This is a genomic window from Cupriavidus sp. BIC8F (genome assembly GCF_032465815.1).
GTDB classification, from domain to species: domain Bacteria; phylum Pseudomonadota; class Gammaproteobacteria; order Burkholderiales; family Burkholderiaceae; genus Cupriavidus; species Cupriavidus necator.
The window spans coordinates 111,308-129,810 of the sequence record NZ_CP136098.1 but is presented as its reverse complement, the minus strand read 5'-3'; the positions used below and the strand labels follow the sequence as shown (position 1 = coordinate 129,810).

Sequence of the window (18,503 nt, the reverse complement as noted above, 5' to 3'; positions counted from 1 at the left end):
CTTTTTCTGTACTGACCTCAGCTTTCCACGATCATGTCTAGCTCCCCGACCATGCGTTGGCTCGATTTGTCCGCCCACAACGCTCGCCTCGCCCTTTATCAGGCTGACGACCGCACAACCCACCTGATCGTTGCCGGCGTTGCCCCTGGCTCGGAGCAGTGGGCGGGGCTGGAAGCGCTCGGCTTCGGTGCGTCGGCCTCGGGCAAGACGCTGATCCGGGAGGGCGCTGACCTGAACAGTCGCGCGGTGCGGCAGATCTTCCCGCGCGCCGTCATCGCCGAAATGGAAGTATCGCGGGTCTGGATCAAGGCGAAGGCGCAAACAGCCTCGCAGAAGGCCGCGCCGGACGAAGCGAAATCCAAGAAACGTCGTGCCGAAAGTGACGTCCGTCAACTGGGCGTCAACCATGCCGGACACCCGGTCTTCGAGGACAAGTCCGGTCGCTTCTATCGCTATCAAGGCTCGCAGGTCTATGAGGACCGTTCATATGTCGCAGCCGGCGAAACCGCAAACGATCGTAGCGCGCGTGGGGCGGAATGGTTGCGTGCCGATGACGACGCAGGTCTGCAGTTCTGTGCGGACGGATTCATTCAGGAGATGCTCAGTGGTCGGAACATGCGACAAGCTGATTTGCGTCTCTTTGCGCAAACGGCATTCGGTGCCGAGAAGCCGCTTCCTGCGTCAGACACCCGGCTGCGTCAGGCGCAGGAAGCTATTGAAGCGGCGATGCAGCGCGAACTCACCCGCGCTGCAGATTCCACCACCGATGAAGCCTTCGCTTACGCCGTGTCGCTGACAGATAAGCAACCGGTGTTCACGTTCCGTACGTCCACCAGCGTCGAGAACCAGCAATACTCGACCCCTCTGCCAATGTCGGTGGCAGCGCAGAGGATTCTTGCGCCCCAGTCCGGCGAGACGGTCCTGGAGCCTACCATCGGGAACGCGAGCCTGGTCGCACTTTTCTCCGCGGACGTGGCCGTTACCGGGATCGAGATCGATCCCAAGCGAGCAGAGCAAACGCGATTCGGTAGCGAGGTGAACGGCAGGCCGATCACTGTTATCGAAGGCGATTTCGTCGGTATCGGCCAGCGCGGAGGGAGGGACTATGACCGGGTGATCGCTAACCCTCCTTTCGGCGGCTTGCAGCAATCCGTTGTTGTTGAGGACCTGCGCTGCACCCGCATCGACCACCTCATCGCTATCAAGGCGCTGCAACGGCGCCAATCAGACGGGCGGGGGGTCTTCCTCATCGCCGCGGACCGCGAAAGTCTCGTCCACCCCGGCAAGATCGCTGGCGGCAGCAAGGCTTTCTTCGCCTGGCTGTCCGACCACTATGAGCTTGAAGACGTGGTTGAGCTGAACGGGGCGCTGTATCGGAAGCAGGGGTCAGAGTACCCCGTTCGCATGGTCACGGTGGGACGGAGGCGTACCGAGGCCGAAGCCGCGGAGGCGCTACGGACAAAGGAGCACCGCCTTGGTGACACGCTTCCTGTGATCCATACGTGGGACGCGCTCTGGTCCCATGCAAAGTCAGTTTCCGCTCGCCTGGCTGACAAGGCTGCAGAGGTAGAGCAACTCGGTGGCGTGGGCACGGACGAGGATGAGACTACCGACGCTCACCAGGTAGAAGCCGAGGACGTCGAAGCCGATGCACTGCCAACACAGGCTGTCGACCTGGCGGGCGACGATGGGACGCAGCCCGATAAAGCTGTGGACGAGGGCGTGCGCACGCCGAAGGAAGAGAACGAGTACCAAGCCCCTTATGTGCCGGCATCGCAGATCAGCGAGCCGACGGCCATGACGCCGCGTAACCTGCTGGAGCCCGTGCGCAAGGCCTTGGCCAAGCTGACCGATGAGATTGGCGAGAGCGTCGACAGCTATGTCGCGCGCAAGCTCGATTTCACACCCGAAGATCTTGAAATCGCCTTCAGCGCGGAGCAGGTGGACGCAATCGCGCTGGCAATCAAGCGCAGCGAGGAGGGCCGTGGATTCATTCTTGGGGACCAGACGGGGCAAGGGAAGGGGCGCGTGCTTGCAGGTCTCGCGCGCTACGCCGTGCTCAATGGTAAGGCCATCACGTTCTGTACGGAGAAGGCAAACCTGTTCTCCGACTTCTGGCGTGACTTGAAGGATATCGGTACGGACGATCTGTTCCGCCCCATGATTCTGAATGCGGATGAGCCAATTCGGAACATGGACACCAACAAGGTCGAGATCAAGGCGACCAAGGCCGGGGAGCTACAGCGCATCATGGACGCCAAGCTCTCGGTGAGCGATGCAGGCTACAACATCATGTTCGCCACATACTCGCAGTTCAACCGTGAGGCGACGAAGAGCAAAAAGGCCGACTGGATCTCTGATGCCGTGAAGGGCAGCGTGATGATCCTGGACGAGTCCCACGTTGCAGCCGGGGATTCCAACATCTCCGACAACATTGCCCGCGCAGCCGAGCATAGCGACGCCGCCATTTATTCGAGCGCGACATATGCCAAGGGCGCAAAGAACATGCGAGCGTACCGGAAGGTCTTCCCGGAAAGCGTTCAAGTGGAGAGTCTCGCAGATACGCTGGCAGTGGGGGGCGAGCCGCTGCAGGAGGTGCTGTCGGCAATGCTGGCGGAAGAGGGCGTCTTTATCCGCCGCGAGCATGATCTGTCGAAGCTCGAGTTTCGAACTGTCGTTGCGAGCAAGAATGCTGCCGACTATGAGTCGTGGGCCGATTCGCTGAGCGCGGCCCTGCGGGAAATGGCCTACCTCTCCGGCGACGTGACGCGGATCACGAAGCGGATGAACAAGGCGATCAAGAAGGAGCTGGAGAAGCTGCCCGAGGCGGCGAGGAAGGGCAACCGCATGGGTGTGTCCTATCAGAGCTTTGGCTCACGTCTCTACAACATCCTTCGCCAGTTCAGCCTGGCGATTAAGGTCGATGATGCTGCAGAAGCGGCGGCGAACGCGTTGCGCGAAGGCCGCAAGCCTGTTCTGGTCGTAGAACAGACGTTCGAAGCATTGCTCAAAGAGGCGCTGCAGCAGAACGACTCCCTGGATCCGGAGAACACGGATGCGAGGATGCTTGCGACCGGTGGTGATGGCACGACGCTTCCGCGGGTGACGTTCCGGGACGTGATGCGTCGGGTCGCTGGCAAGCTGGAGTACATCTACGTGCGCGACGACTATGGTGTCGGGCACTATGAGCACGTTCTCCAGCAAGCGGAAACCGACGAAGAGCGGGAAGCGATTCAGGACATGCTTGCATCGATGCGGGCTCGTATCGATGATCTGCCGGACTTGCCCGTGTCGCCCTTGGATACCGTGCGGGAACGCATTCAGGCGCTCGGCTACTCGGCTGGCGAGATTTCGGGGCGGAGCTTCGAGACGCGCGTAGACCCGACTGATCGCAACCGGATGATTGTCACCGTTCGCCCGGATGAGCGCCTGCGTACTATTCAGGAATTCAACAATGGCACCCGCGACGCTGTTGCCATCACGCGAGCTGGGGCCACTGGCCTCTCGCTTCATGCCAGCGAAAAGTTCGCAGACCAGCGGCAGCGCGAGATGATCGAGCTGCAGATTGCCAATAACGTTGCCGAGCGCGTTCAGTTCTTCGGTCGAGTTAATCGTCGCGGCCAGGTGTGCGAACCGATCATCACGACTCTGGTGTCTCCCCTTCCTTCAGAGGCTCGGACGCTTGCCATGCAGAACGCCAAGTTGCGCAAGCTGTCGGCCAACACGCAATCGAACCGAAACAACCAGGCAGAGATGCGGGACGTGCCCGACATCCTGAACAAGGTCGGCAACGAGATCTGCAAGCGATATCTAATGGAGAACCCGGATATCGCAGCACTACTTGACATTGACCCAGAGGAAGAGACGCCGAGCGATGATGAGGCGTACTTCGCGAACAAGCTGACTGGCCGGATTGCACTGCTGCCAGTCGCGAAGCAACGACAGGCCTATGCGGATCTGTCGCGCGGCTACGCAGAGACGTTGCAGGAGATGGCGGCCAAGGGCATCAACCCGTTCCAGACGTCCGTCTACGACTGGGGCGCACGTATTGTCGAGAAGACCGTGTTTCGCCCCGGCACGGAATCCGGCTCAGTCTTTGACCACCCGACCTACTGCGCTCGGGTCGAGTGGGAGGAAGAGGTTATCCCGCTCAGTGCCGACGTCATGCGTGCGGCAGTGGCGCGGAGCCGCCAGTATCTCGTGGAGAATGATGGCCGGTTCGAGCTGAAGGAGAACCAGTATGCGGTCAACGAAGCGCACCGCTGGGCGCTGTCGCCGGAGAAGCTCATGGCAGACGTGGACACGGCGTTTGACATGGTCCAGAAGCGCGCCCTGCGCTCACTGACGGAGTTCGAATCGATCCAGGCCGCGCTGCAGGCGACAGAATCGAACCCGATCAAGTTTTCTCAGACGCGGCGGGACTGGATGCGGGAGAACCTGCCCCGGATGATGCCGGGTCGTCTGATCCGATTCACGGGCGAGGAAGACGAGCAGCGCGAAGGCATGGTCATGCACTTCGATCCGCCAGAAGAGAAAGATGCGGCGCACCTCCTCGGTCAGTACAACGTGAAGGTCGTTGTTCCGGGTTCGGCTACCGCAGTCACACTTACCCTGAACCAGCTTTTCGGCGACCCGATGTACACGCCTCTTGCGCAGCTCGCGCCGGGCCAGAGCGACCCATTTCCGGCCTTTGACGAGGCGAAGCCTGGACGAATCCTTTTCAGCCGCTATGTGCTGATGGGCAACATGTTTGCCGCAGCGCAGTTCGCTGCGCAGAACCGCTTTGGCAACGCTGGCATCTTCGTGGACGACAAGGGCGAGCGGCACCGCGCCGTCATCATGTATGGCCGGGTCACGCGCGAGGATCTGGAAAGCCAGCCCGTAGCGCTATCGAAGAGCCAGGCAGCCTCCATTGTTGAGCGGGCGAGCGCCGAGGGGGTCAACGTCCTCCTCGTTGGAGACCCCGCGCTCGAGCCAAAGAACGGGGTACAGGTGGTGTTCAACGGGAAGGATCCGGACCGCTTCCATCTCGTCGCGCCGGGTACAAAGACTGCAGGGGGCAGCATCTACACCAATCCGGCCCTGACCGCGCTGACTGGCGACTTCGGTGGGAGCAGGAGCTGGATGGCCGTCGAAGTGCCGCTTCACAAGCTGGAGAAGGTCATTGAGGCGCTGACCGGCCCCTGCGGTCAAGCCCTCTATGTCGCAGCCGGCAAGGCCAAACGACTCCTGCCGCAACACGCCGCGGATACGGTCTGGAACGAAGAGCCCGCCGAGGCGGCGGTCGCCAGGCCAAAGATGGCCGCTTGAGGTTGCGTACTATGCCATGGATACGGAACAATGCCACAAACTACAAAGACGAGGAAACCATGAGCACTGTTGAGGCAAAGGCATCGAACCCCCTCCATCAGCTCGAGGCAGGTCAGTTGGAAGAGCTGTCGCGGTTCCGCGAAGAATCGGGCTCCAGGTGGAAATCGAAGCTGCTCGCCGGTTGGGTTCGTGCTGCATATCCGGGCCATCTGCAGGCGATCCGCAACCAGTTGGGCCCTGAGTGGCTCGCCACAGTGAAAGACGAGCATTTTCGGCACACGGACAAGGTCGAGGCCAACGCGGGGCAGGTGCAAGACGGTGAGCGAGCACCGCGCCCGCGCATGTAAGGAGACGGCGATGAAGATCACTGAAACGTACAACGGCATCGCGAATCTTCTCGGGATCCCCCTCGCAGAAATGGGTACGCATCCGCAGATGTGGTTGCAGCCAGGCGTCTTTGCTCAGCTGCGTCTCAAGAACAGCGAGCCGGAAATGACGTGGTCGTTGACAGAGGACGGTAGCGACGGGGCACCCACCTTCCAAGGCGTGGCCACGGTCGATGCCGACGCCGCGGAGGTTGTATTCCGCGACGAAGAGTCGCACACGAACTTTCTGCAATTCTGCGAGGCAGTTCGGCTGCTTGGCGCAACGCAGTGGTGATGACCATGCGCGTCTATCTGACGGAGAAGCCTGACGTCGCACTGCACGTTGCCGAGTTTTTCGGCTACCAGAAACGCGAAGCAGGGGCGTACTGGCTCAAGAATGGCGACGCCGTGACCTGGATGATCGGCGACATGTTCGCCCAGGGGAAGCCGGAAGACTACATGAGCGAGTCGCAGAAGGCGCTACGTGGCTTCGCGCAGCTGCCCATTCTGCCGGCCAATTTCAAGGACTTCCCTGACGCCCAGAAACGGGATCAGCTGCGCCACCTGGCATCTCTCATCAAGCGAGCCGACATTGTGGTCAATGCCGGCGATATCGACCGACAGGGGCAGTACATCGCGGACAAGACGCTTCGCTATGCAGGGGTCGACCCCAGCGGTAGTGGAAAGCCTGTGGAGCGCGTCCTGATCAAGGCGCTGAATCACGCCTCCCTGGCCGGCGCTTTTGCGCAGAGCGCGGTTCGGAAGAACGGAGAAAGCCAGTTCGTTTTGCAACGCCAGGCTGGCGAGGCCCGCGCCAAGGCGGACTGGCTGGTGGGCATGAATGGCTCGCGCGCTGTGCGAGCAGCCGTTAATGCCAGCCTGAAAAAATCACTTTCCGTAGGTCGTGTGCAGACGCCAACGCTCGCACTCGTGGTGCGGCGCGAGATGGAGATCCGAAAATTTAAACCGGTCGCGTACTACTTCCCCGAGATCACTTTGCCAGACGGTCGCGTTCTGTCATGGTCCGGACGCAAGGAGGGCGGCGACATGCGTGGCATTGACGACGAGGGGCGCATTATCGATAGGGCCGTGGCAGAAGCCATCGTGAGCGCGATCCAGGCGGGTCTGGATGGTGTCGTTAGCCGCTACGACTCCATCGAGAAGGAGCAAGCCCCTCCATTGCCATTCAACCTGGCGAAGCTGCAGTCGGAAATGTCGGCGAAGCACGGCATGTCGGCCAAGGAAACGTCCGCCGCGACCCAATCGCTCTATCAGAACCGCAAGATGGTTTCATACGTGGGGACCGATTGCCAGTTCCTCCCAGAGTCCATGCACGCTGAGGCCCCGAGCGTCCTCAAGGGGGTCTCCCAAATCTATACCAAACTCGCGAGCGGTAGCAGTCCGAGCATCAAGTACGCATGCTGGAACGACGCCAAGGTTTCTGCGCACCACGCGATCATACCGACGGGGGAAATTGCAACTGGGCTCTCGAAGCAAGAGCAGCAGGTATTCGACTCAGTGGCGCGTCGTTACATGGCGCAGTTCTATCCGAAGCACAAGTTCATCGACAACAAGCTGGAAGCCGACTATGGCGCGGATGTATTCGCGTCCTCGTGGAAGCTGATGACCGTGCAAGGCTGGAGGGCTGTTGACGAGCAGCATGACGAAGACGCCAAGGCAGAGGATTCGCCGGCGGATCGGGCGGCATCCCGTATGCGCCATTCCTGAGTCGCGAACCATGGCGAAATCAGTGCTGCAGATTCGCGCTATCCACCGCGGCGCGCACCACGGCCAGGACGACTACACGCTTGAAGCCATTCCCTTATACAGAAGTAGGACCGCCTCGGCAGCCGAGCATGTAGCCTGAGGCTGCGAAATTTCGAGGTAAGGGGTTGTTAACTTCGCCAGACTCGCGTTTACTCTCGAATTTTCGCGCAGCAATGAGCAACGAGTCGGGGGCATGGGTGGACGAGGAATTTGAGAGTCTGGATCTTGGTGATCCGCGGCGGGATCGGCGCGCCAAGGAATTGCTCAAGCGGTTTGCGGCCCTGCCCACGGCGAGCATCCCCGGCGCATGCGACGACTGGTCGCAAACCGTTGGGGCATATCGGTTTCTCGGCAATGAGCAGATCGATTGGCGGGACGTGATGCAGCCGCATTGGGAACGCACGGCGGACAGAGCTGCGCAGTTTCCGGTAGTGCTGTGCATCGCTGATTCGACCGAGTTGAACTTTAATGGCCAGGAGATGGAGGGTTGGGGCCGCTGAGCTACGAAGCCCAGCGGGGCATGTATCTCCATCCGACCTACGCGGTGACGCCAGACCGGGAACCGCTTGGGGTGATCGATGCTTGGATGTGGGCTCGGGAACCGAAGGACGCCGACGGCAACCGCGGCGGGATCAAGGAAAGCGTACGCTGGATAGAAGGGTATGAACGCGTTGCGGAACAAGCCGCGCCATTGCCCAGGACACGACTGGTGTATGTGACGGACCGCGAGGGTGATATTGCCGAATTGATGGCGCGCGCCCAGGAACTTGGCCAACCAGCCGACTGGCTGATCCGCAGCCAACACAACCGCAACCTTGCTGAGGGCGGCAAGTTGTGGGATAGCGTCGGCGCCAGCCCGGTACTCGGGGAAATCACCTTTATCTTGCCGGGGCGTGCAGGCCAGAAGGCGCGCGAGGTCAAACAGGAGCTACGCTCCCAACGTGTGAAGCTGCCGGGTCTGGTCGGCGCGGAGATCACCTGTGTAGAGGCAAGGGAGATCGAAGCGCCCGCGGGCGTCAAGCCAGTGGTTTGGCGATTGGTGACGAACCGTGAAGCACAGGATGCCGATGCCGTCATCGAGCTGGTTGAATGGTATCGGGCCAGGTGGGAGATTGAGATGTTCTTCCATGTCCTGAAGACTGGCTGCAAGGTCGAAGCGCTACAGCTATCGCAGATGGATCGTGTGGAGCGGGCCTTGGCGTTGTATATGGTGGTGGCGTGGCGCATTGCCCGCTGATGCGATTGGGCAGAACCTGCCCGGATCTGGATGCGTCCGTGTTCTTCGACGCTGACGAAATTCGGGAGCATACGTGCTTGCCAAGAAAGCTCGCCCGAAGACACCGGTCACACTCAATCAGATGATTCGGCTGGTTGCTTCCCTGGGTGGGTTCCTTGGGCGCAAGAGCGATGCCGAGCCCGGCGCAAAGACGATTTGGATCGGCATGCAGAGAACCATGGACGCCGCCCTCACCATTCAAGCACTGCGGGAAGAGTCATGACTTCCGTATAAGGAAATGGCTTGAAGCACGCATGGGCGACGTATGTGCCGGACATCTTGATTACTCCTGCTTCCAGGGCGTCCCGAAGATCTCCTTTATCGAGGTGAGCAAAGGGCATCGGCGGCGAGGGATCGGCACTGTACTGGCTCAAGCACTCCAAGAAGAGTATCCCGGGCGGGAAATCGAGTTCGGGATGCTCACTGAAGAGGGGGCCGCTTGGCGGCGCGGTCTTCCGATGGTGTCGGTGCCTGATCGAGCTGTCGTTGAGGCCGGAGCGGAGTTGGAGCTTGCCCGGAGCGAGCGTGATGCACTTATCAATGCGGCCACGCGCGGCGATCCCACCGACTTCGACCGACTCAATACGCTGCACGACCGCATCGAGGAGCTAGAGCAGGAAATCGCTGGCAAGAGCGCCGTCAAGCAACTCATCACAACCACCACGGGAATGAAAATGGACACCCAACACGATCCGATGAGAAGGGACGCCGTCCAGGTCGGCGCACTACAGCTGGAGCCGCTAACGATGAAGCTGTTCTCGGCGCGGTGGGACGCCAGCTTCGAGCAGCCTGGCGAAAAGGTGCAGCTGGAACGGGACTTCACTACCGATGCGGGCTACTCGCAAGAAGACATCGAGCGGATTCGGAGTCTGAAAGTCGGCGAGTCGTGGACGTGTCCAGACTATGGCAGGTCCCATACCGTGACGCGACTTCTTGACGGCGATATCCCGGAAGTGCGGACGGAGTACATCCAAAAGTACCTTTCGCCAAGGATTCCGAATGACGCCAAGGAGGCGCAACGAGTCCTCGATGGCTTCGAATCGAAGGCCCAGGTGGAAGCCGGTGTTGTCCGGTGGCTCAGCAATCGGCAAGTGCCCCCGCAGCCTGTCCTCGACCTTTGGAAGTTTGCTGGAAAGTCGTTCGATATCGCGCTGAGCGCGAAGGTCCGGGAAGCTGAACTATCCGACTTCCTCGCCCAATACCGTGCCATCAACACCGGTCGGAAGCCGACTGCTGAGCAGTTCGCGGAGATGCGGTCAGCCTTCGGCGCGGATGCGCAACCCATGGACATTGTCACAGGGGATCGGTACGACCTCGAGCGCGAACAGGTGGTTCAGCGCCCGCGCATGAAGGCATAAGGTCCGTTGCAACGACGGGCGCGAGGACCGCGCCTTGACTGGAGTAGAGAGTGTTCAAGAGCACGAAAGACAAGCTGTTCGAAGCGGCAATCGAAGGGGACCGCGGCGAGATCCTCCGACTGATGGAGGAGGGCGGATCTGATGCGAACGTGAAAAGCTCGCTGTGGCGTGGGACGCCGATCCTAGCGTACGCGATTCTCAATCAGGATCATATCCTGGCGCAGCATCTCATCGACAATGGGGCCAACGTGCGGGCCGTGGTGGATGGCATGCCCCTTCTGCATATGGCGCGAGACGCCAAGAGCGTGCATATGCTCATCGATGCCGGCGCGACCACGAGCGCCCGGATGGAAAAGGAGTATCCAGGCCTGCGGAAAGGTGCGACGGCACTCCACGAGGCAGCGATGAACAACAACGAGGAAGTGCTCAAGGCGCTGATCGATTTCGGGGCCGAGATCGACGCGCGAGATGTGTATGGGCACACCCCGCTGCACTTTGCGGCTACCCGCAGCGTGGAAAGCTCAAAAGCGCTGGTCATGGCCGGCGCGGATCCCGAGGCGACGAGCGACAGCGGCGTGACGCCGTCGGACCTGATCACCCGGACTTTCGGATTTGCCAAGTCGGCAGACGCCTGGCTGCGCGAGCGCGCCGCCGCGCTGACGAATTCGGCGTTGGCTCGATTTCGATCCGGGTCGGATGCGCCCGCTCAAGTAACCCATTCCACGCCTCCCGCACACCGCATGTGACCTAGTGAGATAGAGCATATGAACCCAGCTACGACCGCAGGCATCGCGGACGCCGATGCGCATCCCAAAGACGTCGGCCTGCCAACATACTCGGAGTTGGCAGGAGCCCTGAGGGATCTCATGAACTACACAGGCGGATGGGACGAGAAACCTCCCCATCCTTGTGGCAAGGCCGCGCGCGTGATTTCCCGACTAGAGGCGGCTGGTACGTTCCTGTCTCAGGATCCGACAGCGCAGGATGACACGCCAACAATCGAGCTCATGCATGTCTCGTATGATCGGATTCTCGACACATACTCGAAGGCCTATCCTGGCCTCCCGCCCGAACTCACGGCAAATGACATCGTTGGTCATCTCTGCGAGCTGATCGAGCGCAGTGCCACGCAAGCGCTTCGTGATGCCGCGGAGACGCTGGAGCAGCAGCTGGCCGGCGTCCGACCGCTGTCCACGGAGGCCGCCCTCGGAAAGTGGGATGGCTTCAAGGATCGCGCCATCGAAGGGGGCTTTAGCAGCCAGCAGGAGCGGATCTCCGGTCTGGTCAAGGCGGGCGCGACCCAGGCTCAGCTGATCCGGTTCTGGCGTGAAACAAAGCATCTGAGCTGGCTGGCGAGTTTCGGGCAGTCGCCTTGGGAGACTGCCTCGTCAGTAGGGGCCGCCCTGGATGCGGCGCATAGCGGCGGAGCCGTTAGCCCGTACCATCGAGGGCTGGTATATGTCTTTGACCGCACAATTGCAGCAGGCAAGGCGGAGGCAGTATCGGTCGAGCAAGGAGATCTGCCACAAAGCCGACAAAGGAGGATGAAAATGTAAGGCTGGAAGCACGCCGACGATAGGATTCCGCGAGCGTGCTCAGCACGACAGGCCTATAATGAAACCCATAGGCGACATGGAGAATGAAATGGCTTCGAAACTGACCCGCTACATCATGAGCGAACGCTTCCAAAGCGTTGCTGGCCACGGTGTCGAGAAGGCAGTTGCGAGGACGCGCGCGGCGGGGCTTACCCCGGCTGGCGATCCGAACATCAAGCCTAGCACTCGTCCTGCGACTACGGTAATCGTTGAGGCTCCCACCCCAGCAAAACCGAGGCGCAAGACGCTACGAGTTGCATGACCGACGCCGAAAACAATAACGAGTCCACAGTAATTTGCTTCGCCGGCCCTAATGGCTCCGGCAAAAGCACCACCGTCATGGAGGCCGTCGAGGACTACGGCCTTCCTCCCGAGGCATACATCAATGCCGACGATATCGCCAAGACCCTAGAGGGCGAGATCGCAGACTATCGGGAACGCAACATCCGAGCCGCACAGATCGCAGAGCAACGCCGCTTGGCAGCGTTGGAAGCGGGAACCGACTTTGCGTTCGAAACCGTCATGTCCACACCGGAGAAAGTCGCGCTGCTGACCCAGGCGAAGGCCAAGGGTTATGAGGTCGCACTTATCTTCGTATCTACCAAAGATCCTGAGATCAATGTGGGGCGTGTCGCAAACCGCGTCGCTCTTGGCGGGCATGCCGTTGAGCCGGATGCCGTGCGAGACAGGTATTGGCGCGCGCACGGTTTGCTGGCCTGCGCGGTTGAACAGGCAGATGCTGCCCTGGTGCACGACAACTCGGCAACGAATGCTCCCCACGTTCTCGTCGCGAGAAAGCTCGAAGGTCGGGTCGAGTTTTTTTCGTATGAGGAGCGCGATACGTCATGGGCGACCAAAGCGCTGGAGACGCCATGGCGCGAGCGCGTTGCATCTCGCTCCCATTTGCTCAGCGTGATGGTCGAGCGGGCAGCGGACCGCGGAGAAGAGCCGCCTTCGGCGCCGCGACAGGCCGAGGCGTTCAACGGAGCTGACTACATGGGGCTGGTGCTGGCGCATACAGATCACCACGTCCTACAGGTCAACGCCAGAGGTGATTACATCCTGCACGACCGGCAGCTTCTCGCCACCGAAGCTCTCAAGGACGGCGCCTGGCAATGCCTTCAATACAGGTATTCCAAGGGCAAGATTGACCGCTCCGGGCTGCTTGCCGCGGCCACTCCTGAGGAAAAGGTAGTCAGCCCACGTCCCAAGCTGTAGATTCGGTTGCGCGCGGATACAAGGACATTGCCTCGCGGCTCCTCCCGACAGCAATGTCCGGCCTGTGCGCGCTTTGGCCAACGACGGGTAAAGCGCGACTCGGTTCCAACAGGCGCGGCGCTCACGCCTTTTTGTTTTTCTGGTTCTTGCTGGTTTCCTCTGCCGATTCTCTGATAACCGCATATGACCGTCGTTCACGGAGCTTGCCCTCTGTGTCATGTATCAGAAGCTCAGTCCGCATGCGCAGTGCCATTGAAGTCCCTTCATCGATGGCTTCAGATTTTGTCGGGAACGTTTTGGTTTCGAAGCCGGAAGCCCGCGCCAGCCAGCCGCTTCCAGAAGGAAACACATGAACGTCAGGAGCCCTATAAAACTTGATGCCCGGAAATGCCTTCTCAATGGCGCGTCGATGAATTCTGTCCAGCAAGCTAATGAATGCTTTAGTGTCGAGAAAGTAGTTAGGATATGCCTTGCGCAGCGAGTCTATATTTCCTGCTGATACGAGTACCGCTTGAATTGATTCGCCGGAGTCGATCCTTCTCTCCGTTTCTGCATATGCAGCATTGGCTTCATCCAAGCGCTTCTTTCCGAAAGACTTAATTGTCACCGTACGTTGCGTGGAATCCAAGACGATGAGGTGGTAGTTGCCTGGCTTGTTGTCGGTCGCTATTTTGTTCGCCGCAACTGCGAAGGCGCGCAGGCGCTCTCTGACTTCGAGATGGTCAGCTCGCTCAGAGACCTCGCGAAAGGTGCTCTCTTCGTCCATGTGCTCATAGCCGGGAACCAATGGCGAAGCCTCAAGATAAGCGAAGGCTGATGCGGTCAGCGCGAAAAAATCAAGCCACCGGTCTTCACCTTCGCTTGATTTGAGAGCTTGGCCCAGGAAGGTGCCAATAGTCTCGACTGCGGTTGCCCAGGCATGTTGAAGCGTGGTCCGAAACTGCAATTCCACGCGTAGGCCGTTATATTCGGGCACGGCAGGATTGTTGTACTTGAAGACAAGATGTATGCCCCTATAGCCGGATGCCTTCGGCGCAGCAATGTAGTCATCTGTTCCCGCAAGCTCGTGCGTGAAGGTTCCTGCCACATAGTTGTCACGAAGCGCCCGTACCGCCTTGATGTCGGGTAAAACCGCTCGAAGCCCTCCGATGTCTTGCATTCGAGAAAGGTCCATGGAAGGGTTGCGTTGCAACTTTCCAAGAATAGACGGGGTTCGCTTCAATCGTTGTGCGACCAGCGCGTTGAGGCCAAGTCTCTTTAATCGGGTCCGAAGCGTCGCCTGAAATGTGTTGACCGGATAGCCATGGCATGCGCGCCAGTTCGTAAGCACCACAAATGCAGCTTCCTGATCCTCCTTGGTCGCGGTCTCGTCGATCAGCGTGGCACCCGCACGCTTCACTTGCGTGCGGGAATACTCCGGCCTTGGGAACGTCGCCATATGTAGCAGTGCAGTTTTGTTCGGTCAATCATATCGCAGTTACAACGTCGAGGTCGCTCGGACGCACGGGTGTGCCAGGCTGTCGTCGCGCTTCTTCCCGCCTGAGCACTTGCCGCTGGTTGACATGGGTACATGTACACCGCAGAATATGTGCTCGTGACGAGCGCCCTGGGATGGGCGCAGGACATGACCAAGCAGCGGAATCGACTAGACGAGGGATTAATGTGGGAATTTCTTAGGCAGAACCAGTTTGTTGTCGGCGGGCTTACAGGGAGTTTGGCCGCATGGATTCTTGGGCAGATTTTCACTCACTACAAGCGCGAAAAGCGATGGCTCGGTTTTACAACCACTGGTCGCAATATCGTTCAGAGCGGGCATGGGAAGCTAGCTATTAGCTATGATGGACGCCCAGTGAAACGACTCGACTCGTACAGCATCACGTTTCGCAACATTGGCAATAAGCCGCTATCTTCACTTCCGGTGAGAATCCAATGTTTGGAATCTGGCACTATTTTCGAACATGAACTTTCCGGCCCCGACGGAAATGCTTATTCAGTGTCAACGAATGGCCCGCACGAGTTGGAAATATCCGTCGATCTGCTTAACGTCGGTGAAGCGTTTTCCGTGGGGCTGACCGTCGCCGACGCAAGCGGCGAAGGCGGTGTTAAGCCTATTGTGAGGGCTCCCGCGCTTGAATTGAGAGATATTGGATCGCAAACCAACAGTAGCGAGCTTTTGGCTCTTCTGTCAGCAGCGGCTTTTACCGTCACTTTCGGCTTCGATAGTAAGGGGCTACCGACTATAGGAGTGCTTAGGGGCACCGATAAGTCCGACAGGCGATAGTGATTTCTTTCCGGTAAGCGATGGAGGAAGGGGGCAATTCTTGACTCGAAGTAAGACAGGCGGCCGTATCGAGATCGAACGCAAGCCAAACCGACAGACGTTCCTGGAGGTGCTGACGAGATTGGGGGACTTGATCGGGCAAGCCGAGAGCGCTCTCATTAGCGATCGCGACAAGGATCCCATCGGGAAAGCGCTAGCGCCGTTGCGCGAGGCACATGAGCTATGCATCCAGGCGAGGTCCTTCGACCCGCCCACTGACGATGTGCCCCAGGCCTCAGAGGGCCCCTCGCTGAAGAGTGATCCCCGGAACCGGGAGCGCATGCGTGAGTTGTGCGCGCTTGCGGGATCACAGGCGGAAGCAGCTCAGCTGATCACAAAGCACACGCATCGTCCCTGCAGCACGGACGCGGTGAAGTCTTGGACATGCGACGCGAACTCTGCTCGCGCCAGGGTATGCCAAGACTGGGCTGTCGAGGCGTTGGAGAAGGAACTGCGAAAGCTAAGAAAGCTTCCCTGACCGTCGTTCACCCTGTCTCGGCGCGTATCGATAGAGCCAGGATCGATGCTCCGGCAAAAGGGGGCCCCTTTAGAGGGGTAAACAATGGTATCGAGAGACCGATATATCGTGACTGGCTAAAAAAGGACACCTGATGAAGACATTTCGCAATACGGAAAAAACATACGGGCTCATCGTCACGGAAACGACGGAGAGCGCCGAGCTGGACCGTAAGCGCCGCTTCTTGGAGCGAGGTGATGCGGACAATATCGTGCTGTTCTCTGTGCTTCCTCACGACGTCAAAGCGAGGCCAGACTGGAGCGAGATCGAAATGGCTTTTTCCGCCTTTCCTCGTAACGGCCTGGCGATTGAGCATGTCACGCTGGATCAGATCGAGCAACGCCCTCAGAACATTACATTCGTCTAATACAGGTGTGCTCCGGTTGCTGCAGGAAACCGGAATTAGCCGGACTACGTGCGCTTTCGCTGGACTGGAAAACCGGCATTAGCTGGACTGCCGTGCATCCCCGCCAATACCGAGCCAAGACCTCACGGTCGGCGCACTCTCTGGTCACTGGGCGTGGCTCCTCAAGATATTTGGGGAGGCGGCCGTCAATACGGGACTCCATTCCCTGTCTTCGCCATGCGTTACATTCCGATCCGCGACCAGCACCTCACTATCCTCGTCCGCAACCGCGATGCCTGGCGGGCTCGCGCGGAACAGCGCTTTGACGTCGAAGGTCTCATTCGGGCATGCGTTCCGGATGCCGCCACCTGCGATCCAAGCATTGTCGCTGACGCACTCCGGGAGTGGTTCGATAGTTTCGATTACGGTATTCCCGCATGGCGGCTGTCATCGCAAGAGCGATAAACAGTCTGCACGGGAGGTTGCTACCCCATCTTCTAGAACTACCCCAGCTGCCCGACTCTTCCGGAGTCCAAGGGCACCAAGCATGACGCCGCCACCTTCAAGCGGGTTCAGACGGCAGTGGCAGACCTTGAGGGCCAGATGGCCCAGAAATCTAGCCACCACCGTACCCCTACCTCTACACCCTCAGCCTAGCGGCGCTGGGAACTGACGGCGGCGAGAGCTGGACTTCGCCGTCCAGCGCGACTTCCCAGGCGGGGGCTACTGCTGCGAGTTGCCGTAGCTTCTCATTGGGCTGCGTGAACAGTACCGCGAATACGCGGCATTGCTCTGCTTCCTCCCTACCCGGATTCGATACTGCAGCCACCGGACCCCCACCGCATCTCTGCCAGGTATGCGGCATGGCCACCGCGGCAAAGAACTGTTCAGCCTGCGTCAGCTCCCGCTGCAGTGCCACTTCCACCAGCTGAAGGGCGTCAGCGTCTGCAATCGGCTGGGTCCACGGTGACAGCATTGTGATCGGGTCCGGGGATAGCAGGATTCGGGGGGTTACGTCGAAAGTCACCCCAATATGCAGGCGGCGGTATCCATCTTCGTTCTCCACCTGGATCATGACGAGATCCCCGCGCTGCAGGAACAAGATCTGCTCTCGGTAACTCTGCACCACCGGCTCGTGGTCCAGGCGTTGCCCGTGCGGAATCCCGCTGATCCGAGCCGTTGACAAAACCGCGTCGTCGGACGTAAGCACCAGGGGAAACGTGTTTTCGAGAGCGGCCCGCGGAGCCTTACCGGTGCGGGCCTGCAGAATTCGCATTGCACCGATGTACTTGTCGACCGGCGCTGTCGTAGAGATCTCCCCGGCGAGATCTCCATTGGGCGACGTGTAGAGGTGAACAGAGCGGGGAGGAAGCATTCTGTACCTGGTGACTAGATGCGAGGCCGCGACGCGCGCGGGCCAAAGTCAGCATCGGCCTCGCGCGCGATCTGCTGGACTTTCACCGGATCTTGGCCGGTGGTCAGGATCTGATAGTCGAGCCTCAAAGCTTCGATTTTTGTGCGCTCCTGCTTGTACTCCTTGCGCAGCCCGTCTACTTCCTTCGCCGTTGACGCATTGAGCATTTCAATCTTGATGTCTTGTGCCCGCTCTTCCGCCGCCAGTAGCTTCAGGTGCGTGTCGTAAAGGCTTCGCTGCGTTTGCCAGCTCTCTGCCACATTGCCCACGTACAGCTTTGCGGGATCATAGTCGTTGCTCCCAACGCCGAAGGCGACTGCGCCGCTAAGCGCCACGACGCTGGCACCAAGATATGCCTGCTTTAGCTTGTCATGAAGTCGTAGTGCGCGAGGTGTCAGGTCAAAGTTGCGAACAAGGTGTTGATCCTCGGCGAGGACCTTTTGCTGCAGCCGTTGCAATGCACGCATGGGCGATCTCCGACTCAATGAGCGAGAAACTCGCGGATGTGCGCGAGTCTCCTGTTGAAGACTGCGTCCGGAATGCTCTTCCTATCCCGGAACGCGTCGTCTTCGGTGTCCACTTCCGCCTTGACGATGGAGAGCGCGAGGTCTCGCAGGGCGGGGGCATGTCGTACATCCGAAAGCGACTTCTCGGTCTCGGCCTGCAGCTTGGCGTCGCCAGACGGCATCACGATCTTTGCAGCGAGGAGCGCGCGCGCTGTCGACGTTGTGACTCGATGCACCAGGTCGGTCCGCCGCAAGATCTCGGCACGGGAATGCGTCTCGTAGACGAAGCCGCTGAGCTTGGGGCCGAGCTTCGGGTCGAGAGCGATGAGCGCTTCCACTACCTCACGCGTTTCGGGGTCCGGCAACATGATTCGCATTTCTTGACTCCAGTTTGTGTTTTATGTATCGTAGCATCACTACGGAAGATTATAGCGCATTCGTTCCCCCACGTTCGCCGTTGTTCTCCGTAGGGTTTCGCGTTTTCACGCACTGTTTTTGGCGGCTCTCCCTC

General features: G+C 59.7%; 14 protein-coding genes and 1 pseudogene. 11 read left to right on the top strand and 4 right to left on the bottom strand.

Annotated features, from left to right (window positions below):
* The first annotated feature begins 51 nt into the window (after positions 1-51).
* From RS901_RS38515 to RS901_RS38475, 9 genes and pseudogenes are all read left to right on the top strand, one after another.
* Entirely contained in the window at positions 52-5,310 is a 5,259-nt protein-coding gene (locus tag RS901_RS38515) for a strawberry notch C-terminal domain-containing protein (protein WP_316157888.1), read from the top strand.
* A gap of 59 nt (positions 5,311-5,369) precedes the next feature.
* Entirely contained in the window at positions 5,370-5,657 is a 288-nt protein-coding gene (locus RS901_RS38510) for a hypothetical protein (protein WP_316157887.1), read from the top strand.
* Between the two features lie 10 nt (positions 5,658-5,667).
* Entirely contained in the window at positions 5,668-5,970 is a 303-nt protein-coding gene (locus RS901_RS38505; protein WP_316157886.1) for a hypothetical protein, read from the top strand.
* Entirely contained in the window at positions 5,970-7,403 is a 1,434-nt protein-coding gene (locus tag RS901_RS38500; RefSeq protein WP_316157885.1) for a DNA topoisomerase, read from the top strand. Before RS901_RS38505 ends, RS901_RS38500 begins: the two co-directional genes overlap by 1 nt.
* A 212-nt stretch (positions 7,404-7,615) precedes the next feature.
* A pseudogene (locus RS901_RS38495) lies at positions 7,616-8,941 on the top strand (IS4 family transposase).
* Entirely contained in the window at positions 8,850-10,076 is a 1,227-nt protein-coding gene (locus tag RS901_RS38490) for a GNAT family N-acetyltransferase (RefSeq protein WP_410054274.1), read from the top strand. The pseudogene RS901_RS38495 and the gene RS901_RS38490 overlap by 92 nt, the downstream one beginning before the upstream one ends.
* A 50-nt stretch (positions 10,077-10,126) precedes the next feature.
* The gene (locus tag RS901_RS38485; RefSeq protein WP_316157883.1) at positions 10,127-10,822 is read left to right on the top strand and encodes an ankyrin repeat domain-containing protein; all 696 of its coding nucleotides are present in this window, start codon (positions 10,127-10,129) and stop codon (positions 10,820-10,822) included.
* An 18-nt stretch (positions 10,823-10,840) separates the two neighbouring features.
* Positions 10,841-11,632 (top strand): hypothetical protein, encoded by a 792-nt coding sequence (locus tag RS901_RS38480; RefSeq protein ID WP_316157882.1) that lies wholly within the window; start codon positions 10,841-10,843, stop codon positions 11,630-11,632.
* 297 nt (positions 11,633-11,929) lie between these two features.
* Positions 11,930-12,889, top strand: coding sequence for an AAA family ATPase (locus RS901_RS38475; RefSeq protein ID WP_316157881.1), 960 nt, complete (start codon positions 11,930-11,932; stop codon positions 12,887-12,889).
* 121 nt (positions 12,890-13,010) lie between these two features.
* Here the strand turns inward: RS901_RS38475 and RS901_RS38470 are convergent, their stop codons facing one another.
* Complete coding sequence (locus tag RS901_RS38470; RefSeq protein WP_316157880.1) at positions 13,011-14,327, bottom strand: DUF2188 domain-containing protein; 1,317 nt, start codon at positions 14,325-14,327, stop codon at positions 13,011-13,013.
* Between the two features lie 132 nt (positions 14,328-14,459).
* On the opposite strand from RS901_RS38470, the gene RS901_RS38465 reads away from it, so the two are divergent.
* Together RS901_RS38465 and RS901_RS38460 are read left to right on the top strand one after the other, a co-directional pair.
* Positions 14,460-15,170, top strand: coding sequence for a hypothetical protein (locus RS901_RS38465; RefSeq protein ID WP_316157879.1), 711 nt, complete (start codon positions 14,460-14,462; stop codon positions 15,168-15,170).
* Positions 15,171-15,820: 650 nt separating this feature from the next.
* Positions 15,821-16,093 (top strand): hypothetical protein, encoded by a 273-nt coding sequence (locus RS901_RS38460; protein ID WP_316157878.1) that lies wholly within the window; start codon positions 15,821-15,823, stop codon positions 16,091-16,093.
* 619 nt (positions 16,094-16,712) lie between these two features.
* Here the strand turns inward: RS901_RS38460 and RS901_RS38455 are convergent.
* Genes RS901_RS38455 through RS901_RS38445 form a run of 3 tightly spaced genes read right to left on the bottom strand, consistent with a single transcriptional unit; the run spans position 16,713 to position 18,369 of the window.
* Positions 16,713-17,447 carry a hypothetical protein gene (locus tag RS901_RS38455; RefSeq protein WP_316157877.1) on the bottom strand — a complete coding sequence of 245 codons (735 nt, stop codon included), beginning with the start codon at positions 17,445-17,447 and terminating at the stop codon, positions 16,713-16,715.
* A gap of 14 nt (positions 17,448-17,461) precedes the next feature.
* Positions 17,462-17,953, bottom strand: a complete 492-nt coding sequence (locus RS901_RS38450) for a hypothetical protein (protein ID WP_316157876.1) — start codon at positions 17,951-17,953, stop codon at positions 17,462-17,464.
* A 14-nt stretch (positions 17,954-17,967) separates the two neighbouring features.
* Complete coding sequence (locus tag RS901_RS38445) at positions 17,968-18,369, bottom strand: hypothetical protein (RefSeq protein WP_316157875.1); 402 nt, start codon at positions 18,367-18,369, stop codon at positions 17,968-17,970.
* Between the last annotated feature and the right edge of the window lie 134 nt (positions 18,370-18,503).